This window comes from uncultured Cedecea sp. (genome assembly GCF_947498825.1).
Taxonomy (GTDB): Bacteria; Pseudomonadota; Gammaproteobacteria; order Enterobacterales; family Enterobacteriaceae; genus JGM124.
The window spans coordinates 471,431-496,844 of record NZ_CANMLV010000001.1 but is presented as its reverse complement, the minus strand read 5'-3'; the positions used below and the strand labels follow the sequence as shown (position 1 = coordinate 496,844).

22 protein-coding genes and 3 pseudogenes are annotated in these 25,414 nt (G+C 48.9%); 21 read left to right on the top strand and 4 right to left on the bottom strand.

Going from position 1 to position 25,414, the window contains the following annotated elements; all coding sequences use genetic code 11:
* Window positions 1–5: 5 nt before the first annotated feature.
* From Q1A40_RS02420 to Q1A40_RS02375, 10 genes are read left to right on the top strand one after another with little or no spacing between them, the layout of a single operon-like run.
* A complete protein-coding gene (locus Q1A40_RS02420) occupies window positions 6–812 on the top strand; it encodes an MBL fold metallo-hydrolase (protein WP_299997279.1) in 807 nt (268 codons plus the stop codon).
* Window positions 809–2,095, top strand: coding sequence for a F390 synthetase-related protein (locus Q1A40_RS02415; protein WP_299997277.1), 1,287 nt, complete (start codon window positions 809–811; stop codon window positions 2,093–2,095). The genes Q1A40_RS02420 and Q1A40_RS02415 overlap by 4 nt, the downstream gene beginning before the upstream one ends.
* Window positions 2,092–2,700 carry a phosphatase PAP2 family protein gene (locus Q1A40_RS02410; protein WP_299997275.1) on the top strand — a complete coding sequence of 203 codons (609 nt, stop codon included), beginning with the start codon at window positions 2,092–2,094 and terminating at the stop codon, window positions 2,698–2,700. Before Q1A40_RS02415 ends, Q1A40_RS02410 begins: the two co-directional genes overlap by 4 nt.
* Window positions 2,693–3,805, top strand: coding sequence for a sterol desaturase family protein (locus Q1A40_RS02405; protein WP_299997273.1), 1,113 nt, complete (start codon window positions 2,693–2,695; stop codon window positions 3,803–3,805). Before Q1A40_RS02410 ends, Q1A40_RS02405 begins: the two co-directional genes overlap by 8 nt.
* Window positions 3,798–4,898: an acyl-CoA desaturase gene (locus tag Q1A40_RS02400; RefSeq protein WP_299997270.1), complete on the top strand. Its 1,101-nt coding sequence runs from the start codon at window positions 3,798–3,800 to the stop codon at window positions 4,896–4,898. Before Q1A40_RS02405 ends, Q1A40_RS02400 begins: the two co-directional genes overlap by 8 nt.
* Window positions 4,898–6,013 carry an acyl-CoA desaturase gene (locus Q1A40_RS02395; protein ID WP_299997267.1) on the top strand — a complete coding sequence of 372 codons (1,116 nt, stop codon included), beginning with the start codon at window positions 4,898–4,900 and terminating at the stop codon, window positions 6,011–6,013. Before Q1A40_RS02400 ends, Q1A40_RS02395 begins: the two co-directional genes overlap by 1 nt.
* Complete coding sequence (locus Q1A40_RS02390) at window positions 6,010–6,981, top strand: NAD(P)-dependent oxidoreductase (protein ID WP_299997264.1); 972 nt, start codon at window positions 6,010–6,012, stop codon at window positions 6,979–6,981. The genes Q1A40_RS02395 and Q1A40_RS02390 overlap by 4 nt, the downstream gene beginning before the upstream one ends.
* A complete protein-coding gene (locus Q1A40_RS02385) occupies window positions 6,975–8,093 on the top strand; it encodes a glycosyltransferase family 2 protein (RefSeq protein ID WP_299997261.1) in 1,119 nt (372 codons plus the stop codon). Before Q1A40_RS02390 ends, Q1A40_RS02385 begins: the two co-directional genes overlap by 7 nt.
* Window positions 8,090–8,674 (top strand): hypothetical protein, encoded by a 585-nt coding sequence (locus tag Q1A40_RS02380; RefSeq protein ID WP_299997258.1) that lies wholly within the window; start codon window positions 8,090–8,092, stop codon window positions 8,672–8,674. The genes Q1A40_RS02385 and Q1A40_RS02380 overlap by 4 nt, the downstream gene beginning before the upstream one ends.
* The gene (locus Q1A40_RS02375) at window positions 8,671–9,867 is read left to right on the top strand and encodes a glycosyltransferase (RefSeq protein WP_299997256.1); all 1,197 of its coding nucleotides are present in this window, start codon (window positions 8,671–8,673) and stop codon (window positions 9,865–9,867) included. The genes Q1A40_RS02380 and Q1A40_RS02375 overlap by 4 nt, the downstream gene beginning before the upstream one ends.
* A gap of 22 nt (window positions 9,868–9,889) precedes the next feature.
* On the opposite strand, the gene Q1A40_RS02370 is transcribed toward Q1A40_RS02375, so the two are convergent.
* Complete coding sequence (locus Q1A40_RS02370) at window positions 9,890–10,366, bottom strand: WbuC family cupin fold metalloprotein (RefSeq protein ID WP_299997253.1); 477 nt, start codon at window positions 10,364–10,366, stop codon at window positions 9,890–9,892.
* A 429-nt stretch (window positions 10,367–10,795) separates the two neighbouring features.
* On the opposite strand from Q1A40_RS02370, the gene Q1A40_RS02365 reads away from it, so the two are divergent.
* Window positions 10,796–11,086 (top strand): hypothetical protein, encoded by a 291-nt coding sequence (locus Q1A40_RS02365; protein WP_299997250.1) that lies wholly within the window; start codon window positions 10,796–10,798, stop codon window positions 11,084–11,086.
* 4 nt (window positions 11,087–11,090) lie between these two features.
* Here the strand turns inward: Q1A40_RS02365 and Q1A40_RS02360 are convergent, their stop codons facing one another.
* Window positions 11,091–11,963 (bottom strand): EamA family transporter, encoded by an 873-nt coding sequence (locus Q1A40_RS02360; RefSeq protein WP_299997248.1) that lies wholly within the window; start codon window positions 11,961–11,963, stop codon window positions 11,091–11,093.
* 68 nt (window positions 11,964–12,031) lie between these two features.
* On the opposite strand from Q1A40_RS02360, the gene Q1A40_RS02355 reads away from it, so the two are divergent.
* The gene (locus Q1A40_RS02355; protein WP_299997245.1) at window positions 12,032–12,547 is read left to right on the top strand and encodes a MarR family winged helix-turn-helix transcriptional regulator; all 516 of its coding nucleotides are present in this window, start codon (window positions 12,032–12,034) and stop codon (window positions 12,545–12,547) included.
* Window positions 12,548–12,605: 58 nt separating this feature from the next.
* Here the strand turns inward: Q1A40_RS02355 and Q1A40_RS02350 are convergent, their stop codons facing one another.
* Window positions 12,606–13,115, bottom strand: a complete 510-nt coding sequence (locus tag Q1A40_RS02350; RefSeq protein ID WP_299997242.1) for a DUF523 domain-containing protein — start codon at window positions 13,113–13,115, stop codon at window positions 12,606–12,608.
* Between the two features lie 365 nt (window positions 13,116–13,480).
* On the opposite strand from Q1A40_RS02350, the pseudogene Q1A40_RS02345 reads away from it, so the two are divergent.
* From Q1A40_RS02345 to Q1A40_RS02335, 3 pseudogenes are all read left to right on the top strand, one after another.
* Window positions 13,481–14,392, top strand: a pseudogene (locus Q1A40_RS02345) (molybdopterin cofactor-binding domain-containing protein); the annotation flags it as partial.
* 1 nt (window position 14,393) lies between these two features.
* Window positions 14,394–15,527, top strand: a pseudogene (locus tag Q1A40_RS02340) (nucleobase:cation symporter-2 family protein); the annotation flags it as partial.
* 145 nt (window positions 15,528–15,672) lie between these two features.
* A pseudogene (locus tag Q1A40_RS02335) lies at window positions 15,673–15,780 on the top strand (sugar phosphate isomerase/epimerase); the annotation flags it as partial.
* A gap of 212 nt (window positions 15,781–15,992) precedes the next feature.
* Here the strand turns inward: Q1A40_RS02335 and Q1A40_RS02330 are convergent.
* The gene (locus Q1A40_RS02330) at window positions 15,993–16,946 is read right to left on the bottom strand and encodes a sugar-binding transcriptional regulator (protein ID WP_299997889.1); all 954 of its coding nucleotides are present in this window, start codon (window positions 16,944–16,946) and stop codon (window positions 15,993–15,995) included.
* A 303-nt stretch (window positions 16,947–17,249) separates the two neighbouring features.
* On the opposite strand from Q1A40_RS02330, the gene dalD reads away from it, so the two are divergent.
* The 6 genes from dalD (at window position 17,250) to zigA (ending at window position 25,091) form a co-directional block, all read left to right on the top strand.
* Entirely contained in the window at window positions 17,250–18,635 is a 1,386-nt protein-coding gene (dalD, locus tag Q1A40_RS02325; RefSeq protein WP_299997240.1) for a D-arabinitol 4-dehydrogenase, read from the top strand.
* A complete protein-coding gene (gene xylB / locus Q1A40_RS02320) occupies window positions 18,619–20,088 on the top strand; it encodes a xylulokinase (RefSeq protein ID WP_299997236.1) in 1,470 nt (489 codons plus the stop codon). Before dalD ends, xylB begins: the two co-directional genes overlap by 17 nt.
* Before the next feature lie 66 nt (window positions 20,089–20,154).
* Complete coding sequence (locus Q1A40_RS02315; RefSeq protein WP_299997887.1) at window positions 20,155–21,120, top strand: substrate-binding domain-containing protein; 966 nt, start codon at window positions 20,155–20,157, stop codon at window positions 21,118–21,120.
* 66 nt (window positions 21,121–21,186) lie between these two features.
* The gene (locus Q1A40_RS02310; RefSeq protein ID WP_299997234.1) at window positions 21,187–22,686 is read left to right on the top strand and encodes a sugar ABC transporter ATP-binding protein; all 1,500 of its coding nucleotides are present in this window, start codon (window positions 21,187–21,189) and stop codon (window positions 22,684–22,686) included.
* A gap of 85 nt (window positions 22,687–22,771) precedes the next feature.
* Window positions 22,772–23,683, top strand: coding sequence for an ABC transporter permease (locus Q1A40_RS02305; protein ID WP_299997884.1), 912 nt, complete (start codon window positions 22,772–22,774; stop codon window positions 23,681–23,683).
* A 184-nt stretch (window positions 23,684–23,867) separates the two neighbouring features.
* Window positions 23,868–25,091 (top strand): zinc metallochaperone GTPase ZigA, encoded by a 1,224-nt coding sequence (zigA, locus tag Q1A40_RS02300; protein WP_299997231.1) that lies wholly within the window; start codon window positions 23,868–23,870, stop codon window positions 25,089–25,091.
* Window positions 25,092–25,414: the final 323 nt, after the last annotated feature.

Sequence of the window (25,414 nt, the reverse complement as noted above, 5' to 3'; positions counted from 1 at the left end):
ACGTCGTGGCTAAAATAACCACTTTTGAAGTGGGATACTGTACTCACCCAGGCTGTATGGCTTTGAAAGGCGCCGGCTTTCGGGTCTGTAAATTTCCTGCCCGGGCGTATTTGCTGGAAGTGGGAGATAAGCGCTGGTTGTGGGATACGGGTTATGCTAACTGGTTTAAGGATTACACCCGCTCAGGATTATTCTGGCTCTATCGTCAGGTGACACCGGTGTATTTTGACCCACAAGAATCACTGGTCGCTCAGCTCCGGGAGCAAGGTTATCTGGAGGAGGATATTGACGGCATTATCCTCTCTCATTTTCATGCTGACCATGTTGCCGGACTCCGTGATTTCTCCTCTCTTCGGTTTATGTGTTCCGGGGAAGGATGGCAAAAAACGCGCAATCTGCGTGGCATTGCTGCATTAAAACAGGCCTTTATTCCCGGACTGATCCCTGAAACTTTCGAAACGGCATTAGCGTTTTTTGAGGGATTCACGCAGGTTGCCTTGGCCCCGGAATTGATGCCGTTTGCTCAGGGGTACGAATTACCTGGCAGCCAGGGGCAAATTTTACTGGTGCCATTACCCGGTCATGCTGCCGGGCACTGGGGTGCCTTTATTGAAACAGATGAGGGCTGGGTATTGCTGGCCAGTGATGCGGCCTGGTCACCGGTCAGCTATCAAACGCTGCGTGGCCCCTCACGTATGGCAAATTTAGTGATGGATGATCCGGTCGCTTACTACCAGACCTTGGCTCAGCTTAACCAGCTCTGGTTAGGCGGGAAATGCCAGATCCGTCTCTGCCATGAGGGGGATTTATGACCGCATTACTCCGCACCTTGTGGCACTATTTTCGTATTCGACGTCAACGTTTCACCAGTCGTGAGGCTTTGGAGCGTTATCAGCAGCGACAGCTAAAATGCTTTACTCGCCGGGTGCTGGCGAAAAGTCCATGGTTTAGTCGCTATCAGGATATGCCAATGGCGGCTTGGCCGTTAATGGACAAATCTCTGATGATGAAACATTTTGACCAGATGAATACGCAACATCTTCGTAGCCAGCCACTACTCGATATCGCACTGCAAAGCGAGAAAGATCGCGATTTCTCACGTCAGGTCGGGAGATTCAGCGTTGGATTATCCTCGGGTACTTCCGGTCAGCGGGGATTATTTGTTGTGAGCCCGGAAGAACAGCAACTGTGGGCGGGAGGCATGCTGGCTAAAATGCTGCCTGATGGTTTGTTTGCCGGGGAGCGTGTGGCGTTATTTTTACGTGCCAATAATAACCTCTACCAGAGCGTGAATAATCGCTGGCTGAGCCTCGCTTACTATGATTTATTTCAGTCTTTTTCTTCCCATTTACCCGTGTTAGAACAACAGGCTCCGACGATTATTGTTGCTCCGGCCCAGGTACTGCGTGAACTGGCTTTGAGCGTACAGCGGAATGAAGTCCGCTTACAGGTCAAAAAGGTTATTTCTGTTGCGGAAGTTTTGGAGCACCAGGATCGCCTGTTACTGACAGAAGTCTTCGGCGTGGTAGGTGAGGTTTATCAGGCTACTGAAGGATTTTTAGCTGCGACCTGTCGCTATGGTACTTTGCACCTTAACGAAGAGTTTCTGCATATTGAGCCTCAGTGGCTGGATAAGCAGCGTTTTACACCGGTCATTACCGATTTTACCCGGGAAACACAACCTATTGTCCGTTATCGGCTGGATGATGTACTGGTTATCAGGGAAGAGGCGTGTCCTTGTGGTAACCCGGCTCGGGCTATTCACCATATTGAGGGACGCTGGGACGATCAGCTCATACTTGCGGACATTAACGGGCAGCCGCAGACTGTTTTTGCCGATCTTTGTAGTCGTGTGCTGGCTATTTCATTGCCTGTCAATGCGGATTACCGCCTGACTCAGCAGGACTCTGAAACCTTGCACCTGCTTGCTGATTGTTCCCTCGAAGCCCTGGAAACCAGTAAACAGGCGCTGATCGCAATGCTGGATAAGCAAGGTATCGATACACAAATACTGCACTGGCAGCTGGAAAGTGCCAATGTCATTGCGCAATTTGATAGCAAGCGGCGGCGCATTATTCGTAAGGTCAGTTTATGAATAACGGATTTTATCGTGCATGGCAGCTACTGCTGGGGTGGGGATTTGTCGGTGTTATTTATCACTTTAGTGATGATTTACAAGGTGCGGGACAGATAATAACGCCATCCTGGATTGATAATAAGATACCCTTTTCAGCATCGGCTATCTGGGCCTATTTGTCTTTCTTTCTGATTATTCCTGCGGGCTATTTTCTGGCACCTTTAACAGCAGTGCGCTGGCTTGCCCGCTCAATGCAACTCACTGCCTTAGGGGCAGGGCTGATTTATTTACTCTGGCCAACGACCCTTGTTACTCCGCCGGACACCGGGCAGGGCATTACGTCTGTGCTATTGAAACAATTAATTTCCGTCGACTCGGCGCAAAATTGCTTTCCCTCGTTGCATGTTGCTCTGACGCTTCTGGCAGTATGGGCGATAGCCAAGTCCCGGCAGTATTTGTTGACCCTGGCGTTTATATTTTGGGGGAGCGTGATAGCGTTTTCTGTTTTGCAGTTAAAACGTCATCTGTTTATCGACCTGGTCGGTGGAGTCGTACTGGCATTAGGAGCGGGTATGCTGGTGAGCTGGATAATCAATCGGCAGAAGGAGACGCCTGATGAGTGAATTAATTGTTCCTGTCATTCTAATGTTGTTATTTGTGCTGGGTGAGGCCTTGTTACTGAGATTTACCCGCCAGCAAACAGTTGACTGGCATGATGTTATTTTCAACCTTAACTCAGGGCATATTATGCTCTGGCTATTTCGTGGTCTTGAGGTTCTCTGTTATAGCCTGGTGCTCAGTCACTTCAGCCTCAATCTGTTTGCTGAAGTCTCACCTGTCTGGGTCTGGTGTTTTGCTATTATTGCCTGGGATTTTGGTTTTTACTGGCTACACCGACTGCACCATCGACTGGCTATTTTATGGGCGGTACACGTCGTCCACCATCAGGGGCATCACTATAATTTATCGCTGGGGGTACGTAACTCCTGGTATTCTTCATTAACATCGATTCCTTTCTTTATTGTTCTCGCATGGCTTGGGGTACCGCTCACGGTATTTTTGAGTGTGTCAATATTGCACTACACGGTGCAGTTTTTTAACCATATATCAGTGAAGCCGAACCTGGGCTGGCTGGAAAACATTTTTGTCACCCCGACACATCATCGGGTTCACCATATTAATGATCGCGCTTACTCTGATAGTAATTATGGCGGCAGCTTTATTTTCTGGGACAAGCTTTTTGGCACCTTCAAAGTCGCACCCACCGAATCTTATCATTATGGTGTCAAAGGCCAACAGCCGGGCAATAATCCTTTTATTGCCAGTAATCTTCCCTTCTGGCGTTTGTGGCATAAAGGAGGGACAGGCCAGGGCGCAAAACGGCAGTTTTATGCCTCGGCGTGGATGCTGGTCAGTGGGGCGCTGCTGCTATTTTCTTTAGTGCTGGGGTATATTCAGCTCTATGGTTACGGCTATCAGGATGTCACTCTCGCTCAGATTGCACTATTTATTCTGCTCGCTTTTGGGTCGGTTGCTCTGGGAGGGATTTCCCAGGGACAGCGCTGGGGGGTATTGAGCTGGTTTTTGCTCACGCTAATGCTGTGGGGCTTACTGGTGGTGGGACTGGGCTGGAACGAGGGCTTTTGGCTGGTCACATTATCAGCACTGATACTCCATAGTCTCAGCGTATTGTGTGGCTGGGGACGAAGAGGAATTGTTGATGTCTGATACACTTGATCCTTTGCACTATCCTCGTGAAAATGAGCAGGCTTTTCACCAACATCTCCAGCAGGCAGTACGAGAATATCTGGGGCATGATCATGCCTATGCTGATGGCTGGCAGTGGGGGAAAGCGTTACTGCTTCTTGTGCTGTCCGTGCTGTGCTATGGCATTATGCTTGGCAGTACCCCGCTGTGGTTATTTGCCAGCAGTTATTTTATTTTTGTCATGATGGCGATGTTATTGAATGTGAATGTCAACCATGATGCTTCCCATAATACCTTCAGCCGTCATCCCGTTATTAATCGTTTTATTGGCCGACTGGTGACATTACCTTTGGGGGTGGATCCTGATTACTGGCGGGCACGGCATGTTATATTCCATCATCATTATGCCAATATTGAAATTTACGATTTAGATACCGAAGAGAATGGTATTTTTCGCCAGTCTCCTTTTCAGCAATGGCGCAGCCATATGCGCTATCAGCATCTTTACTGGCCACTGATTGCGGCGTTATCACTGCCATGGATAACCTGGGTTTTTGACTGGCGGGACAGGCTGAACAAAACGCCGCTCCGGCAAGAGAAATTATTACGCGGTAAACAGGGTTGGGTGCTTTTTATTGGCAGTAAAGTCGCTCATCTGTTTCTGGTGCTGGTGATCCCTGTGCTTGTGGGGCTACAGCACGGTATTGCGCCGTGGGCTGTTATCCTGATTTATTTCGTCAGTCAGATGTGTGCCTCCCTGATGGTGGTCTTTTTATTACTCGGCACGCACTGGGCTGAGGCCGAGTTCTTCGAGGCTCCCGAAAATAAGCAGATGCCCCATGGCTGGTATCACCATAATTTTGCTACCGCCTGTGATTGGGTCACTTCACCGCGCTGGCTTCATCATCTTACTGGTGGGCTTAATTATCATTTAACCCATCATCTTTTTCCGCAGCTCAATCACCGACATTATCCGGCACTTGCCGAAATTATTGGTGAGCTGGCGACGCGTTATGGCATGGATTACCGCTGTATCAGTTATCATGAACTCTTGGTTAGACAGCGCAGATTTTTGTGGCAAATGGGGCAGCCTCCCGTAAAGGAAACTGAATAATGAGCAGGCCTCCCTTACGCCCGCTGGCTTATCAGAAAGACGACTTAGCGTTGCATAAAGCGATGATGCAGGCGGCACAGCAGTATCTGCGTAGACGTCAGGACAGCCGATTTGCTGATAAATGGGCTATCGGCAAACTGATTTTTTTGGTCGGGATTTGCCTGACTTGTTACGGGATAAGCCTGCAACAACACTCTGTAATAGCACTGTCTTGCTGGTATCTGGGATTTATTTTTAGCGCCATGTTGCTGGTGATTAACGTGGTTCACGATACCTCCCATAATGCTTTCTTTCGCTCTGGCTGGGTTAATGCTGTTGTTGGGCGAGTCGTGTCGATTCCGCTGGGGCTGGATCCCGACTGTTGGCGAGTACGGCATGTTCTTTTTCATCATACGCATACCAACATTGCGGGCTATGATCCGGATATTGATGAGAATGGTCTGTTACGTCAGACACCTTTTCAGCGCTGGAAGCCTTTTATGCGTCTTCAGCACTGGTACTGGCCGTTTATTGCTGCTTTTACTTTCCCTTGGTATATCTGGCTGGTGGACTGGCTTGACAGGGCCGGACAGACCAGAGTAACAGCGAAAATGGCGATGCGGGGTCTGAAGGGCTGGACTGTTTTTCTTATCAGTAAAAGTCTGCATTTTTTGCTGGCTCTGGTTATCCCCGCTTATGTGTTGTCTGCTGAGTTCAGTTTCTCCACCTTATTGATTATCTACTTGTTATCCCAGATGGTGTCATCGTTACTGTTTGTGATGTTGATTGTTGGTACCCATTGGGCAAAATCACATTTCTTTGAGCCGCCGGCTGCGGGAAATATGCCGCATAGCTGGTATCAGCATGTTTTCACGACCACCTTCGACTGGCAAGCACGACCGGCCTGGCTGGGCTACTGGCTGGGGGGCGCTAATTTACATCTGACGCATCATCTCTTTCCCAACTGGCATCATCGCCATTATCCGGCATTAAGTCAGTTGATTACACAGATAGCGACGCGTTTTAATATTGACTACCAAAAGATAAGTCTGACGGAGTTGTTACAGTTACAACAACAGTTTCTGAAACAGATGGGCGTTAATCCGCAGCAGCTTGAGGATATTTCCCCTCCATGATAAACATCGTCATAACAGGCGCATCGGGCTTTATTGGTCAGGCTTTTCTGCGTCGTTTTGCCGGACATAATAATCTCGAATTGCTGGGTGTCGGAAGACGCCCACGCCCAAAATCCCTCACGGGTATGCGTTATTTTCAGCTTGATTTAGCTGATTTAGACACCCTGGATTTTGCTCCGGATGTGGTGATTCATGCCGCAGGTAAAGCGGGGCCATGGGGAAGCCGTGCAGAGTACTGGCGCGATAATGTCCTGACGACTGAACAGGTTATTCATTTTTGCCGAAAGCGAGGTCATCCACGACTGATCTACCTCTCTACAGCAGCCGTTTATTACCGCTACCAGCATCAGCTTGGCCTTACAGAACAACATACTCCCGGCCCGGATTTCGCCAATGAATATGCCCGCAGTAAATATGAGGGTGAAAAGAGGGTGCAAGCTTATCAGGGAAAGAAGACGATATTACGTCCCTGCGCGGTTTTTGGCGTCGGTGATAACCTGCTATTTCCGCCACTCCTTAAGGCTGCGCGTAACAAGCAACTACCGATATTAACGTCACCGGATATGCCCGCTCAGGGGGATATTATGCCGGTTGAAACACTGTGCGATTATCTCCTGCAAGCGGCGACATTGCCGAAGTTAAGAAGGGTGTACAACCTTTCTAACGCCGAGCCGGTTGAAATAAATCGCTTCCTGCAAGAGGTGCTTGAGCGTTTTAATCTGCCTGCGCCAAAAAGGCAGATATCAGTGAAACAATTGATGCTGATTGCCCGGCTGATTGAGGGGGGATATCGATTACTGGGCATAAAAAAAATGCCGCCGATAACCCGTTTTGGTGTTGGTGTCTTTGGTTATTCAAAAACACTCGATGTGCGCGCAGCGCTCGCGGACTTCGGTCCGCCTTCTTGTACCTTGTCAGACGGGCTGGACAGATTCATTCAATATTACCTGGAGCAAAATCAATGTTGATCCTTGTTGCTAGCTGGCTGGGGATATTACTGTTAAAAGTTGTATTAACGTTGGGAATTATCCGCAAAGAAAAGTGGTCTGCCGCCCAGCCATTATCGCAACGGGTAACGATTTTACAGCCTATTTTAAGTGGTGATCCGACACTGGGGGCCACTTTAAAGGAAAATGTTATGGCGCTTGAACAGGCCGATTTTATCTGGCTGATTGATGATGACGATGCGGTCGCAAAGATGACCGTTAACCAGATAAAGCAGCAGCTGGCGCCGCGAAATATTAATATTATCTCCTGTCCGGCTGCGCCGCAGGGCGTAAATCCGAAGGCTTTTAAACTGGAACGGGCCTGGCAGGAAGCCAGTAATAACATTATTTTGGTGCTGGATGACGATGCGATACTCTCTCCGGCAGCATTTACTCGGCTTATCAGCGAAGTTGGTGCAGATAATTTGGTGACTGCCTTGCCCTATTATGCTGCCAGTAAAGAGCGTTATGCGGCACTACTCGCGCAGTTTGTGAATGACAATTCAGCGCTGACTTATCTGCCTTTGTTGTCTTATCTTCCACCGTTAACCATCAATGGTATGTGCTATGCGCTAACTCGCCAAACGCTGGAAAAGGTAGAGGGTTTCGCCCATATTCAGCATGATTTGACGGACGATCTGGCTCTGGCTTCTCTACTGGATAAACATCAAATTCGGCTGACGCAGAGTATTGCGCTGGTAAAAATGCATACTGATTTAGCCAGTGGTAAAAAATACTGGCAACAAATGCATCGCTGGTTCTTATTTGCCACACTCTTACTGCGGGAGAAATCATTCAAGATCAAACTGATGATTTTTTTACTGCAAGGTTTGCATCCCCTGTTGTTATGGGGAGTACTATTGATGGCTGTCTCACATCCCTGGGGGGTTCTGGCATGCCTGATGATACGCCACCTGGCTCTACGGAAGGTGCAACAAGCTTTGACGACGGATATTCAATCTCGCCCCTTGTTGTCGCTAATTTCAGAACTATTGCAACCGCTACATCTCCTTCATGCTGTATGTAACCGCACCATTATCTGGCGTACACGGCGTTATCGGGTGTTCAATAACAATCATTTTATTTCACGATGAATCCGGTCTCTTTACAAATAGCGTATATCACCGGACGCAGTCAGCCGGGCCATGCTCAGCTGAGCCCGCTGCAGTCAGCATTTATCAGTAAGCTGGCTCGGCCACAGCGCCGGCTGGTGAGTCTCAATTTTCCATATGTCTGCGAAACCGGGGCGTTGACGGGTATTCCGTCACCGGGCTTACTCACTGCAAGCTTCTATAACAGCCGTGACTATTTCACGTCCCGTAATCGTCAATTTCGGGCGCGTTATCAGCGTTGCGTGACAGAGTTATTGACTCAGGCACCGCAGACGGTACTGCTTGCCGGAAGCTGTGGGTTAGAGTTATTTAATAATCTGGATTTATCTTCTGAAGTGATGGCCTCGACTACGATTATTGCCTATGGCGCGGTGGCCAGAAAGCGGCCGGCCTGCCGACATATTTTGATTCAGGGTCACCAGGACTGGCTATCAAGATTTTACTTCCGTAAAGTTGACTTAAAAGTACACTGCGGACATATGAACTATCTCTCGAATCCTGATGTTCTGGCGATTTGCGAAGACTATATAGAGCGTATTGAATCCAGGGAAAACGGAAGATGAAGTCTTTACTGGCATCCATTCCTCCTTCTGTCCGACAGATAGACCTGCTGGCACCGCCTTTTTCCGGACATTTACACCCTGTTCTTGCACTGGGGCGGGCGCTGGCACCTCAGTATGAGGTACGGATCATCAGTACGCAGGGGGCATTGTCGCGTATAACGGGGGCTGGGCTACAGGGGATTGCTTTACCCGGGAATTTTGATCTTCCCTTACAAGAGATAGCTAATCCGAACTATGCGGTAAAAAGTCACCCGGTAAAATTATACCGCCAGTTTAAACAGGCGGTGGGGTTACTGGCCGATTTTGCCCGTGAGCTTGATGAACTCTACCAACAGGGGCAGCCCCCTGACTTGATCATTGCTGACTTTACGCTTCCCGTCGTCGGTAAGGTCGCTGATACATGGAATATCCCCTGGTGGACGAGTTTACCTTCTCCTTGTGTACTGGAAACCGACGATGGTCCGCCAGCGTATTGCGGGGGATTGACGCCAGCAACCAGCCGCTGGCAGCGGTTCAGGCATGCCGTTGCCCGTAAAAAAGTACGCTGGTTTAAACAGACGATATTCTGGTTGTTTTATCGCACTATAAGGCAGACTGGAATAACCCGACTCTATCGACCTGACGGAACGGAAAGTGCCTATTCTGCGCAATGTATTCTGGCTTTAGGGGATAAATCGCTGGAGTTCACGCGGAGCTGGCCCGCCAGCGTGCAGTTTATTGGCCCGGCACTCTATACCCCACCAGACGCCGGCCATAAGCCCCATTTTGTTCCGGGGCAGCGATATATCCTGGTGACATTAGGCACCCATCTGGCCTGGCATAAAGAGGAGGTTGCTGATGCTGTCCTGCAGCTTGCCCGCACTTTACCAGACTGGCAGTTTCATTTTACTGAGGGGGCTCCTGAGTCAATGCGCTACCAGCAAACAGAAAACGTCGTTCGTCTTCCCTGGGTAAACTATGAAACCTGCCTGCAATATTACGATTTAGTGATTCATCATGGCGGGGCAGGCATTATGTATTATTGCTTGCGGCAAAATATTCCGACATTGGTCTATCCGGTCGATTTTGATCAGTTTGATCATGCAGCCAGACTGGAAGTCGCAGGGAAGGGCGTCTGGCTGAAAGGCGGGCTGAGCGCGTTGATTAATGCCAGAGCGACGATTGAGCAACTGCTGGCGAACGCGAAGTCATAGTGGCTTCGCGTCGTCACCCTTTCTATAAACGGAAACCGCCATCGCCCACCTGGGCCTGCGCGTACCACTCCATTAACTTCGTGGTGCCTTCTTCCCCTTCAGCGGGAGCCCATGCGGCAGAGTCTTGCTCTGCTACGGGCTGATAGCCCCCGTGTTTCACTTCAAAAATCACGCCACCGTTATCAAGAGACAGTACCGCATGCCAGGTTCCGGCTTCCATTTCCAGCGCCATGCAATCTTCACCCAGTACCACGCGTTGCGTGACCGTGCCCTGGTCATCAAAATTTAATACCAGAAAGCGTCCTCTAAGCGGTAACAGTAGCTCAAAAGTATGAGGATGACGGTGAGGACGAATATAGGTACCAGGCTCCATGGCAATCGCCAGACGTTGTACCGGGTCGCTCAGTTCAGGGTGAAAATTTCGGTGAGCACGTAAACGTGGAGCACTTGCTGCTGCCGCGCTTTGTTGCTGCATATCGCTAATCGTTATCTGTTTCATAAAGCTGCCTGAGTTCAGGAATGGTAAGCATTATTGCTTGAGAGCACAGATTAACAGTCGCCTCTGAGACAAGAAAGGACTTCGCGGGTGGAAGGCCTCTCTTGAAGAGGCGATTGATATTAAACAGTACGTTGCAGCGCCTTCCCGGGTGACACATTAAGCGCAAGGATCGATGCTATGCGTAATGACCGGTTCACATAACACCGGGAAATTTAGCGAGTTAGCAATAAAGCATAATTCATGGGCACGATGATGGAGTTCCTGAGCCAGCTTTATCGGGAAGCGCCGTAAACCCCCGTCCTTTTAGGCATAGGTATCTACACAAAGTTGCCAAAATCTGGCATAAATGGATAGCATGAATTAAGCCTCTCTCTCGCCGGGCTTGATGCCCGGCTCAGCCGCCGATATCAGACGCTGGTTAAATAACTTATGACTCCCGCTGAACCACTTGCCTGTGCGATTAAAGATCTTGCCAGCACGCAAAAAAACACTTTTGCCACCACTCAGGCCGTCTGGCGTTTTCTTAACAATGAACGCGTGACTTTCAGACAGCTTAATGACCCTCTGCTTTCCCTGGCTCGTCAGGAGATAGCTCACCGCCTTAAGATGACGCATTCTACCGATGTCGGCTATGAGCTGCGTGGCAGTCTGTTGGTCGATGCAGCATCCGGCCTTACGTTGGGCCACGCTTGCTTCTCCCCACTTTGTTTAATGTTGTGAAGTACTATTTGGTTTGCGCTGAGGTACGTTGTACCACTAATACACTGGCCAGAACGATAAAAAGTCCAACAAATGCGATACCGCTCATCTCCTGGGAAAGCACTATCCAACCCAAGGCAACGGCAGTTAACGGACTGAGTAATCCTAATGACGCTACCGCAACGCCGGGCAGACAATTAATGCCACGAAACCACAGGGCGTAAGCGACAAATGCCCCTGCCAGGCTGAGATAGGCATAAGCAGCCCACTGGGGAACCGTCAGTACGGGGAGCGGAGCATCAAAAAACCACGCCGCGGGGGCCAGCATGATGCCACCCAGAACGAGTTGCCAGCCTGTTAGCGCCATCACAGGCAGCTTGACTTGCCAGCGGCGAGTCAGCCAGACGCCGGATGCCATACACATTGCACCCAGTAAGGCGGCAGCAATACCGACAGGTTCAAATACGGTCTGAGGTGACAGCAGTAACATCGCCATACCCACGACCCCCGCCAGCGCTGCCCATAAGGTAATTTGCTTAGGCGGACGCCTGTCAACAAGCCAAATCAGGACCATGATCAGCAGCGGTTGGATAGCACCGAGTACTGCGGCCAGCCCTCCGGGCAATCGATAGGCGGCGACAAATAACAATGCCTGGAAAACACCAATATTGAGCGCACTGAGAATAATCAGACGTCCAATATCCCGGCGTTCAGGCAAACGGCGGATAAACAGCAGCAGCAGGATACCCGCAGGTAAAACACGAATCAGTGCCGCAGTAAAAGGTCTGTCCGGCGGCAGAAACTGGGTTGTCACAATGTAAGTTGATCCCCAGATAGCGGGGGCGATTGCTGTCAGGAGAACATCACGCCAGTAGGGCGCAGAGAAAGAGTTACGCATAATTTTGTACTTATCTTCAGTTCAAGATAAAATAAGCTTGTCGATAAATTAACTTGAAGTCAAGATAAATGAACGTTCAAAATAAACCGCAACAAGATGCAGTAGATACTATTCTTGCGCAGTGGGAACGCGAGCGTCCGGATTTAGACTGTAGCCCGATGGGGCCGATTGGTCGGCTTAGTCGTTGTGCAGCCTTTCTGGAGCAGCAGCTTGAGTTAACCTTTGCTGAGTTTGGATTGAGTGTGTGGGAGTTCGATATGCTGGCGACACTACGCCGGGCTGGTGCGCCCTATATCCTGACGCCAACCGAACTGTTTTCAACCCTGATGGTGACTTCGGGAACCATGACGCATCGCCTTAAACGCCTGGAATCCCGAGGTTTTATTGTTCGCCAGGTGAATGTCGAGGATGCCCGTAGCATGCTGGTGCAGTTGACTGATGAAGGTCTGACGCTTATCGATCGTGCGGTAGAAAAACATGTTGAGAACGAAAGGCAAATCCTGTCCGCATTGTCAGCTGAGAAATTGCGTGAATTAGATAATCGTCTGGCAGATTTACTGCATTCTTTGGAAAACAGGAGTTAGGTATTCACCACGTCCGGAATAGCTGCCCGGAGCGATAAGAGTGCTTTCAGGTGTCAGTTTATCTGCCTGATATTCCATTTTCCCGCTCTGCAACCCAGGCAATCAGCTCCTCGAGCTGGCTGTCGGCAAAGACAGTAATGCCGTGTTCGGTGAGAAGGGCAGCTGCTACACCCATACCTGATTTTTGCTTGCCAGTGAAAGAACCATCGTAGATAAACCGGCTGCCACAAGTCGGGCTACCGTCCGTTAATAATGCCGCAGTACAGCCCGACTCTTGTGCCGCACGCAGAGCCATCCAGGCGGCAAGCTGGTAGTGCTCGGTCACATCCTGCCCGGTGTTCTCGATGATCCGGGCACGTTCCTGCATCACGTCTTTGCCATCAGCTGCGAAAATCTCTGCCGGAGGCCTGGGAGTCGGCAATCCTGCCGCCAGTTCAGGGCAGTGAACTACCAGGCGTTGTTCCTGCTGCCAGCGCGCCAGCGTTTCGACTACCTGTGCTTTTTCGCTAGCGTTATAACGGATTTTAAAGCCCATCAGACAGGCACTGACCAGAATTTTATCGATCATTTTTTCGTGATTTGAGAGTAAAAAACCTGGAGTATAACACTGAGCAGTCTTAAACATATCGCTACTCGACGGGGAAAGTTAACTGGCATATTTATTGCTGTATTGACTTCAATAGCTAAGAGACACCACGGGGCGCGAGATCAAACTATCACTTTTGCTGCGTACGTATCATTATGAGTTGATTAAACTCATAATGATACGTGCAGCACGCACATTCATTTTCTTTGCCTGTCTTGTTGTTGCCCATATTTTTTATCTTTATCACATTTCGTAAATCCCCCGGTATGGCTTTGTATTTCTGGCGTAATTCTTGCCTGTTTTAACTATTGCTCTGGAACCGAATAAATAAATCAAGGGGGACGTTTATGGATGCGCGAGAAGCCACCGCTACCGGTGAGTCATGTATGCGCGTGGACGCCATCGCGAAAGTGACGGGGCGGGCACGATATACTGATGATTATATGATGGCGGGCATGTGTTTTGCCAAGTATGTTCGCAGCCCTATTGCCCATGGTTACGCCATTAACATCAATTATGAACAGGCGAAAAGTCTGCCGGGGGTGCTGGCGGTATTCACCTGGGAAGATGTGCCTAATTTTCCTTTTGCTACCGCCGGGCATGCCTGGACACTGAATGAAGATAAACGTGATATAGCCGATCGTTTTCTACTGAACCGCCATGTCCGCCACCATGGCGATGCAGTTGCGATTGTTGTGGCTCGGGATGAACTAACCGCCGAAAAAGCGGCACTGCTGGTCACTGTTGAATGGGAAGAGCTGCCCGTGATAACCACGCCGGAAGCGGCTCTTGCAGAGGGAGCGGTTAATATTCACCCCGGTGGTAATTTGCTCAAACAGACCGAGATGGCAAGCGGAGATGTATAGCTGGCCATTGATGAGGCGGACTTCCAGTTTCAAGGACACTACCAGACACCGGTTGTTCAGCACTGTCATATGGAGAACGTTACTTCATTTGCCTGGATGGAAGATGATTCTCGGATCTCTATCGTTTCCAGTACCCAAATTCCACAAATTGTTCGTCGGATAGTGGGGCAGGCGCTGGGTATACCCTGGTCATGCGTGCGGGTGATTAAACCTTATATTGGCGGCGGTTTTGGCAATAAACAGGATGTACTGGAAGAGCCTATGGCGGCTTTTCTGACCTCTAAACTGGGTGGTATTCCGGTAAAGGTTTCACTCAGTCGGGAGGAGTGTTTTCTTGCCTCCCGGACCCGCCACGCCTTTACCATTGACGGACGTCTGGGGATTAATCGTGACGATAGCGATTGGTATTAACCCGAATATCGGGCTGCTCGGTATTTTCGGTGCCACCATCGCCGCTGGTATAATTACAACGCTACTGGCTCCCGTAATTGGCCGTTTAATGCCGCTGTTTCCACCGTTGGTGACCGGAATTGTTATCTCCTCCATTGGTCTGAGTATTATTCAGGTGGGTATTGACTGGGCGGCAGGCGGGAAAGGAAATCCTGAGTACGGTAATCCGATCTATTTAGGTATTTCATTTGCAGTATTAATTTTTATTTTATTAATTACTCGTTATGCCAAAGGATTTATATCGAATGTCTCGGTTCTGCTGGGCATCGCCTTTGGTTTTGCACTGGCATGGATGATGAATGAGGTGAATTTATCAGGGCTGGGCGACGCCTCTTGGTTTGCTTTTGTCAAACCCATGGCTTTTGGTATGCCTGTTTTTGATCCGGTATCTATTCTGACGATGACCGCGGTGTTAATCATTGTTTTCATCGAATCAATGGGAATGTTTCTGGCGCTGGGCGATATTGTGGGTCGTAAACTTTCCTCGCAGGATATCATCCGTGGTTTACGAGTCGATGGGGTAGGAACCCTTATTGGGGGAGTGTTTAATAGTTTTCCCCATACCTCTTTTTCACAAAATATCGGACTGGTGAGTATTACGCGGGTACACAGTCGTTGGGTTTGTGTGGCGGCTGGCACTATTTTGATTTTGTTTGGCATGGTACCCAAAATGGCGGTTATGGTTGCTTCTATTCCACAATTTGTGCTGGGTGGCGCAGGTTTGGTTATGTTTGGCATGGTGCTGGCAACGGGGATCCGCATCTTGTCCCGCTGCAATTATAATACCAAGCCTTTCAATCTCTACATTGTCGCCATCAGTCTTGGTGTGGGTATGACACCCACGTTATCAAACGATTTCTTTTCCCAGCTACCGGCTGTTCTTCAGCCTTTACTGCATAGTGGCATTATGCTGGCTACTATTAGTGCCGTTGTTCTGAATCTGTTTTTTAATGGCTATCAGCATAATACCGGGTTAGTACAGGAATCTGTTTCAGATAAAAATTTAAAAGTCAGAACGGTGAGAATGTGGTTACTGATGCGCCAGCTAAAAAAAAGTCAGCAGGAGCATGAGGAATAAGATGAATTTTCTGGCACTGTTGCAAAGTTATTGATGAATTAACCTTTCGTGTTATTGAAAGGTCTTATCTGTCGGTGTTCAAGGTCAGACGGACATTTACCTTCCTGCTTCAGCAATGCCAGTGGCATCAGATCTTTGCAACAGTGCTAAAAATCACCCCCATATTCCGTTAATCATTGAGCATGTTGATGAGCCTGATATTCCTCGGGCAAAACACTTTGTCGATGAAATACTGATTAAAACGGGTAGCTAATTAGAAATAACGAAAGACAAATGATAAAACCACTGGCGTGGCTTCAGATTGCTGACAAAGAAGGAAAAACGTGGTTTTTCCTTCTTTGTGTTCTCAGCCGAAAATCAATGAATTGATTTTCCTGTTTATTTTCATAAATAAGCGCTGAGAATTAGATATCACTTTAGCTTTGTCATCAGTCTCAAGCCACCGGCGTGGCTTTATTTTTTCCATTAAGTATTGTCTTGCAATAAACGTTCCGCCGTTGTTTCATCCGTCACAAGGCCATTGATCCATTTCCCTCGCAGTACTGCCTGAACCGCCTGGAATTTATCTTCTCCCCCTGCGAAAGCGGTCAGTTGACGGGAAGGAGAACGTTGCAGCGCAATGCTGGTACAGCGACTGTCCAGGATATCGGGCAGTCTGTCACCATTGTTGTCGATAAAATGACCGTTAATCTCAGCCACAGCTCCCGCATCCAGCAGGCGCTGCACATCTTCTGCGGTGATAAAACCCCCGGTATACAATGGACACTGAAAAGAGATATGGCCAATACCGATAAAGGTGACATCCGCCAGGGCGGTCTGTTCATTAATCAGCTTATAGATTCGGTGATTACACCAGACTTCTCTGTCTTCCTGATTATCAGCGAAAAGAGGAGCGGGCAGGATAAAATATTTCCCCGAGGTTTTTTCCGCCAGACTCAGTGACACATCATAGAGCGTACAGGAACCATCGCTGGCGATAGCGCCAATACGTGACAGGCAACTATGCTGTGGGCGTGAGATTTCAGACATCTCTTTCACAGCCCCACGCAATGTTCGCCCGGAACCGAGGGCGATGATTTGTGGTTCTTCGGGCTGAACCGCCCATTCAATCTCCTCTGCCGCAGAGACAGTTATCATATGCTGAACCGTTTCTGCGGGTAGTCCTGCAGAAGGCACCACCTGGCAGCGAGTCAGACCAAAAGTCTGTTTCATTTGTTCGGCGAGTGAAGCGCACTGAGCCACAGTATGAGAGATCCGTACCTGCACTAATTCCATTTCTGAAGCAGCGGCGACCAGACGCTGTGCGACTTGACGTGATACGCCAAGTACATCAGCAATCTGGTTCTGCGTTTGTCCGCCGATGTAATACATCCAGGCGGCTCTGGCGGCCATGTCCTGTTTTTTATCATTTTTAGTCATCACTCGCCCTGTTCCTTACCAGCGTGCTGGTCAGCTAATTTTCGCCATAGTACTGCATCTGATATCCAGAATAGTGAAGTTTTTTTACTGCGTTCCACGTCAACTGTCCGCCATTAAATCGGCCTGGCCTGCGCGGTTTCTGGCATCACTATAGCGTAATCACCTCCCTGACACTGACAGTGGAATATTCGATTATGTGATCTATTGCTCAGTAATAGGGCAATTATTCATTTAACTTTAAAACGAATAATTGCCCTGCAATTAAATAATTGCTCACTTTTGTTTTATGCCAAGGGGAAGAGAATGACAACATCAAAACCGTATTACTGGATGCATCTGGGCGCGGGATCTTTTCACCGTGCTCACCAGGCCTGGTATCTGCATCGTCTGCTGGAACAGGGAGATGACCGCTGGCATATCGCCCTCGGTAATATTCGCAATGATGCCGGGCCTCTTCTCGCCGCTTTGGCTGAGCAACAGGGGCAATATCAGCTGGAAACGGTGACACCGGAAGGTGAACGCTGCTATGAAACCATCACCTCAGTAAAAAAAGTGCTGCCGTGGGATGAGTCGCTCAGCGCTATCGTGGCTCAGGGGGCTGATGAAAATACTAAAGTGATCGCTTTTACCGTTACGGAAGGCGGTTACTACCTTGACACCGACCATCGGCTTGATCCGCGTCACCCTGATATTCAGGCAGATCTCGCGGGTGAAGCACGTACCATTTATGGTGCATTGGCGCGTGTATTACGTGCCAGACTCAAACAACATGGCCAGCCTGTGACCTTACTGAACTGCGATAATTTGCGTCACAACGGTGAGCGTTTCCGGGCCGGTTTTCTGACCTTTCTGGGGTTAAGTGATGATCTTGAACTTTGCAACTGGGTAGAAAAACACACGACTTCGCCAAACACGATGGTGGATCGTATAACGCCGCGCCCGACAGCAGATATTGCTGACAGGGTTCGTCAGGAAATGGGAATAGAAGACCGTGTTCCGGTGATGGGTGAAGCTTTTATTCAATGGGTTATTGAAGATGACTTTATCGCCGGACGCCCGGCTTTGGAAAATGTCGGTGTTGAAATGGTGGCATCGGTGCTGCCATGGGAAGAGGCTAAAATTCGTATTCTGAATGCCAGCCACAGCTGTATTGCCTGGGCAGGTACGCTAAAAGGCCAGTCATATATTCATGAAAGCACGCAAACTGACGCTATTCGTCAGCTGGCATGGGACTACGTTACCGAAGATGTGATCCCTTGTTTAACCCCAAGTCCGCTGGATCTGGAAGCGTATCGGGATGTGGTGTTATCCCGTTTCAGTAATCCTTATATTCAGGATACCAACCAGCGTGTCGCGGCAGATGGTTTATCGAAGATCCCGGGCTTTATCACGCCGACACTTCTTGAATGCTATCAGCGTGGCGCAGAACCGCGTGCGACCGCCGTCTTACCTGCACTGTTTTTCCTGTTCTTGCAACGCTGGCATCGGGGCGAACTGCCTTATACCTACCAGGATGGCGTTCTTGACGAAGAGGCCATGCATACTCTGCTGGCAGCAGATGATGCCCTGGCACGCTTTACTGCCGATGAAACATTATTTGGACCACTGGCAAGCGATCCGCGGTTTGCCCGACTGATGCGCGATACCGTGGCTCGCCTTGAGGAGGCTGGTTATGTATCTGGGCATTGATGCTGGAACCTCAGAGATAAAAGCGCTGGTGCTTGATGATAATGGCACTATCCTGGCGACTGCCGGTGTGCCATTAACTGTCCAACGTCCTCATCCGCACTGGTCAGAACAGCAACCTGAGGCCTGGTGGCAGGCACTGAATCAGGCAGTGCAGCAACTGCGCAGTAATATCGGTGAGCGCTGGTCTGAGATCAGTGCGATTGGCCTGTCCGGGCAGATGCACGGTGCAGTGTTACTGAATAACCAAGGGGAGGTTCTGCGACCTTGTATTCTCTGGAACGACACCCGGAGTGCCGCGCAGTGCGAAAGGCTGACGCGTAAAGCCCCACAGCTACATGCTATTGCCGGTAATCTGGCGATGCCGGGATTTACGGCACCCAAACTGCTGTGGGTCGCTGAACACGAACCCGACATCTTTGCGCAAACGGCATATGTGCTGTTACCGAAAGACTATCTGCGCTGGTGCATGACCGGGGAAATGGTCAGTGAAATGTCGGATGCGGCAGGCACACTGTGGCTGGATGTCGCCCGCCGTGACTGGTCAGACGATTTGCTCGATGCCTGTGGCTTAAACCGCGACATGATGCCTGCTTTGGTCGAAGGATCACAGGCCAGTGGCATCTTAAAAGCCGAGATTGCCGCACAGTGGGGCCTGAAAGAGGGCGTCATTATCGCGGGTGGCGGTGGTGATAATGCCGCAAGTGCAGTGGGTATTGGCGCTATCAATACCGGGGATGCTTTTATCTCCCTCGGCACCTCTGGCGTGTTATTTGCGGTTAATGATTGCTACCGGCCTAATCCACAGTCGGCAGTGCATGCTTTTTGCCATGCATTGCCGAATCGCTGGCATCAAATGAGTGTCATGCTGACGGCGGCAAGTGCTCTGCGCTGGCTCTGTCAGTTAACGGGCTGCAGTGAAAGTACGTTAATGGCCGAAGTTGAACAGCTCAGTGATGAGCAGCGGGAGCAGGCTCCTCTGTTTTTACCCTACCTCTCCGGAGAGCGTACGCCGCATAACGACGCTTTAGCTGAAGGTGCATTCAGTGGTTTGAAGCATGCGACAACCCGTGCGCATCTTGGTTATGCCGTCATTGAGGGGGTGACTTTCGGCCTGGCGGACGGTCTGCAGGTGCTGAATGACGCGGGAACCGAACTCACGCAATGTTCTTTAGTCGGCGGCGGCGCACGCAGTCCTTACTGGGCACAGTTGATAGCCGATGTACTGAATTTGTTGATTATCACCCATGAAGGCAGCGAGGCGGGCGGAGCATTGGGTGCTGCAAGACTTGCGCAACTGGCAACTGGCGCTGCGGAACAAACCGTGTGTGTCAAACCGCCAGAGCGGCATCGGTATGTGCCCGATACTTCCCGGTTTGAACGATTACAACATCGCTTAAAACACTGGCGTTTACTCTATCGCCAGCAGGTTGAAGCGCGTGACTTACTGAAATGATCTGAATCTCGATTTTTCTACCACAGGCAACACTCTGTATCTCTCTATAAGGAAAACAAGATGACAATAAAAAAACTCGTTTGGGGCGTCACACTTGCACTGGTCTCTGTCACTGCAACAACGTCTGCTCTGGCAGATGACAAAGTGAAAATTGGCTTTGCCAACCGTACCCTGAATGGTGCGTTCTTTAATGGTTTGACTGAATACATGAAAATTCATGCCAAAGATCACGGGTATGAACTCATTACCACCGATGCGCGTGGCGATCTGAATAAACAGATCTCTGATGTGGAAGATATGCTGGCACAAGGCATTAATTACCTGGTGCTGAATCCACAGGATCCGGAAGCGGGGCAGCGTATTGCTCAGATTGCTAAAAACAAAAATGTTCCGGTTATCGTACTCGACAGCGATATTTCCCTCGATGCACCAGTGGTAACGCGTGTGCAGGCAAATAACGCGAAAAACAATATTCTTATTGGCGAGTTCGCCGTTGATCAATTTGGTGATAAGCCACTGAATTGCGTGGTAATTAGTGGTAACCAAGGTAACCTGGTAGGCGAAGCCCGCCGTACGAACTTCTTCCGTGGCGTAATGGAAGCCCAGCTACGTAAATATAACCATACTCAGGTTAACGTGTTAAGCCAGGGCTGGGGTAACTGGGATCAGCAGGGCGGCCTGAAAGCGATGGAAGACTTAATTGTTGCTCATGGCGATAAAATTAACTGCGTCTATAGCGAAATGGATGATATGGCGCTGGGGGCTGTGCTGTCTCTGAGAGCGGCGAATAAACTGCAAAATGTCAAAGTCTTCTCACACGATGGCTACAAAAGAGGACTGGAAGCTATTCAGCGCGGTGATATTCAGGCTACCGCCTCAAATAACCCCGACCTGCTGACGGATACAGTTATGGATGTGATTGATAAATACCAGGCTGGAAATAAAGACTTCCCTGACTACGTTTATATTCCTTCGATCCTGATAACTAAAGATAACGTCAGTAAATATTACAACAAAGACTCTATTTTCTGATCCGCCATTGCGGGCAGAAATGTCTTCTGCCCGCAATGTTAAAACAGCGTCAATGGGGCATGCCAGATGCAAGAATATGCAATAGTCATCGACAAAGTAAAAAAGCGTTTTGGCGGGGTTCATGCCCTGAGAAACGTCAGCCTGCAAGTTAAACACGGAGATGTGCACGCCATTGTCGGTGAGAATGGCGCGGGAAAATCAACGTTAATGAAGATCCTCTCCGGTATTTATATCAAAGATGGCGGAACGCTACAGATTAACGGAGAAGAGGTACATTTCACCACTCCCGGACAAAGCCGCGAACACAAAATTGGCATCATTTATCAGGAGCTGGCTTTAGCACCGGACTTGACTGTTGCAGAGAATATCTTTCTGGATGATTTAACCTCGGGTAAGAAAATCATCAACTGGAAAGAACTGAATCATAAAGCGGCCAAAGTATTGAGCCGACTGGGATTTGATATCTCACCGGAAGAGAAGGTTGGGAATCTTAGTGTTGCCTATCAGCAAATGGTGGAAATCGCTAAGTCGCTGGCCCGTGACGTGAAGTTCCTTATTCTCGATGAGCCGACCGCTGTCTTGTCCGAACGTGAAATAAGCATTCTGTTCAGCCAGCTTAAACTGCTAAAAGGTCAGGGGGTGACGATTCTCTATATCTCTCACCGACTGGAAGAGATTTTTATGATAGCCGATGCCATCAGTGTGATTAAAGATGGTGAGTCGATGGGGGATCTTGACCCTAAAATTTGTACAGAAGACGATATTATTGCCGCAATGGTCGGACGTAAATTTGAGAATCTTTATCCTGAACTGAATACTCCGCAAACAGACGAGATTTTACGGATAGAGAATTTGTCCACGCGTACTCTGTTACGGGATATCAATCTCCATGTGCGCAAAGGTGAAATTATCGGTTTAGCCGGGCTGGTCGGCGCCGGACGTACTGAGATAGCGCGCTGTTTATTCGGCATTGACCGTATGGCCAGCGGCACCATCAAGAAAAATGGCCAACCGATTACGATTCATCACCCTGTAGATGCCATGAATCATGGAATCGGCCTGGTTCCGGAAAGTCGTAAAGAACAAGGGGCTATTCTGGCACAAAGTATTCGCGAGAATATCTCGATTTCCCGTCTGAAAGACGTTTGCTATCGCTTAGGGATTATCAGTCATCGTAAAGATAAAAAACTCGCCGAAGAGTATCGCAATAAACTGAAAATTAAGCTCGGTTCGGTAGAGGATCCCTTATCCAGCCTCAGTGGTGGTAACCAGCAAAAAGTGGTTATCGCGAAATGGCTTAATACAGATTGTGATGTCCTTATTCTTGATGAGCCCACCCGTGGTGTTGATGTCGGTGCCAAAGTCGAAATCTACAACGTGATTCATGACCTCGCCAAACGTGGCTACGCCATTATTTTGATTTCATCCGAAATGGTGGAGGTGATTAATCTCTCTCATCGGGTTTATGTCATGAGTGAAGGCAGTATTACCCGTGAGCTTACCGGGAATGACATCACAGAAGAAAATATTATGAAACATGCTATTCCGAAACGCGCTTTAGTCTGAAAGGGGAACCCAGATAATGGAAAAAGTCACAACTTCACACACGACAACCACCCCTTCGGCCGCAAAGGGGATACTGACATTTTTAATGAACAATTCGACGCTGATGGTTTTTCTGCTGATGCTGGTGATTGCCGGATTTTTGTCAGATAAATTCTACAGTGGCGATAATCTCACCAACGTACTGCGTCAGAGTGTGCCATTGGGCCTGGCTGCATTAGGTTTACTGTTTGTTATTCTCACCGGGGGAATCGATCTGTCTGTCGGTTCTATTATGGCACTGATCTCGGTGGCGGTAGCGATCCTTATTCCGGAAATTGGTCTCTGGCCTGCGGTATTTGCCAGCCTGTTTATAGGTGCGCTAGTGGGGGCGGGTTCGGGGGTATTGGTCACTGCGTTTAATATCGCTCCTTTTATTGCCACTTTGGCAATGATGACGATTGCCCGAGGTCTGTCACTGATTGTCTCGAAAGGTCAGCCCGTCTTTATTGATGATATGGCTCTGGTTGATTTTGGTACCGGTTACTTTCTCGGGCTGCCTAAACCCGTTTATATTCTGATAATCTTTGCCCTGGTTGCCCATTTTATTTATAAATACACTGCATTTGGTCGTCTGGTTATCTCTATCGGCTCCAATGAAACGGCAACGCGTTTCGCAGGTATTCGTGTTGGCTGGTATAAATTTGCCGTTTATGCACTCAGTGGTTTTGCCGCAGGCATGGCGGGATTACTGGCCTCAACGCGTACCGGTGTGGGTTCGCCGGTACTGGCGGTGGGTTTTGAGCTGGATGTGATTGCCGCAGTGGTCGTAGGGGGCGCGAGCCTGGCTGGAGGCCGCGGTAACGTGGTTAATACCATTATTGGGGTACTTATCTTAAGTATCATCTCAAACTTGATGAACCTGATGAATATTTCAGGCTACAACCAGCAAGTGGTGAAAGGGGTCATCATAATTGCCGCCGTTATGCTGGAAAGTATGAAATCTCGTAAGCGCGCGTAAACCATTTCACCAGGTAAAAATGGCAGTCTTCGGCTGCCATTTTTACTTTTCTGCTTCAATTCACCACTCAATTCATCTGACCGTACTCTGATAAATAGCCGATTGCGCTATTGTTTTTTTATTATTGTTATAATATAACAACATCTTGTTTATGTTATGTTATAACAATTAAAGTGAGTTGCAAATGTCGGAAATCATCATCAATGCTCAAGCGGATACCCGCTTGCCTGTCACAGTACTGTCCGGCTTTCTTGGTGCCGGTAAAACGACCTTACTGAATCATATTTTAAATAATCGTGAAAATCGGCGTGTAGCGGTGATTGTGAACGATATGTCGGAAGTCAATATTGATGCTGATTTGGTGAGGGGAGGCGGCGCTGAATTATCACGTACCGATGAAAAACTGGTGGAAATGAGCAATGGGTGTATCTGCTGCACGTTGCGTGAGGATTTACTGCTGGAAGTCAGTCGTCTGGCAAAAGAAGGGCGTTTCGATCAACTGGTGATTGAGTCTACCGGTATTTCGGAGCCGCTGCCGGTCGCAGAAACTTTTACCTTTGCCGATGAGCAAGGAGACAGCCTGTCCGCTATTGCCAGACTCGATACGATGGTGACTGTCGTTGATGGGTTTAATTTTCTGAATGATTACGAGTCTGATGCAAGTATTCAGTCTCGCGGAGAATCACTGGGTGAAGATGATGAACGCAGTGTTGTGGATCTTCTGATCGAACAAATTGAATTCTGCGATGTTCTGATATTAAACAAAGTCGATTTGCTGGAACAGCCACAAGTAAACCGACTGATGGCTATTCTTCACTCTTTGAATCCACGAGCGGATATTTTGCAGTCTCATTTTGGCAAGGTTCCTCTGGATGCGGTGCTTAATACCGGATTATTTGATTTTGACAAGGCGGCCGAGGCACCTGGCTGGCTCAAGGAACTACGCGGAGAACATCTGCCCGAAACTGAAGAGTACGGTATTACCAGTTTTGTTTTCCGGGCTCGTCGTCCTTTCCACCCACTGCGTTTTTCGCAGGTGATGGAAAAAAATCTGCGTAATGTGGTTCGCTCTAAAGGCTATTTTTGGTTAGCCAGTCGGCCTGAATATGCCGGGACTTGGTCCCAGGCGGGAGGTGTCGCTCGTCAAGGATACGGAGGGATCTGGTGGGCGAGCGTGCCGAGGGCAAACTGGCCAAGTGATAAAGAGTCTCTGGCATTGATTCAGAAGCACTGGCTGGATGGTGTAGGTGATGCTCGTCAGGAGCTGGTTTTTATTGGTATCGATATGGACGAGCAGTCATTAAAGAGACAGCTTAATGATGCTTTGCTTAGCGATGAGGAAATGGCTGCAGGTCTGGCAAGCTGGTTAATGCTGGAGGATCCCCTTGAAGCCTGGTTTGATGATTAACTACGCCTGTTATTTGTGATAACAGACAAATCATCTAACACCGAAGTCCCTCTGCTTCTGAAGGGATTCAGATGACACACAGTATATTTAAAAATCAATCAGATGGTTGATTCTTGGAAGAGTGAGGCATCGAATGCGCTTTTTAATAACAGGATATTAAGCCGATATTAAACGAGTTTTATGGTGTTAAATTCTGGATGGGAACGTTTCTTGCAGTTTGTTTTAAAAAAAGACTCCCCTTAAAGGGGAGTAAATTCTGTACAAGTAAAATCCGAGGGCATCTTACTAAACGCCGAACAAATAAAGATGATCCCAATCAATAT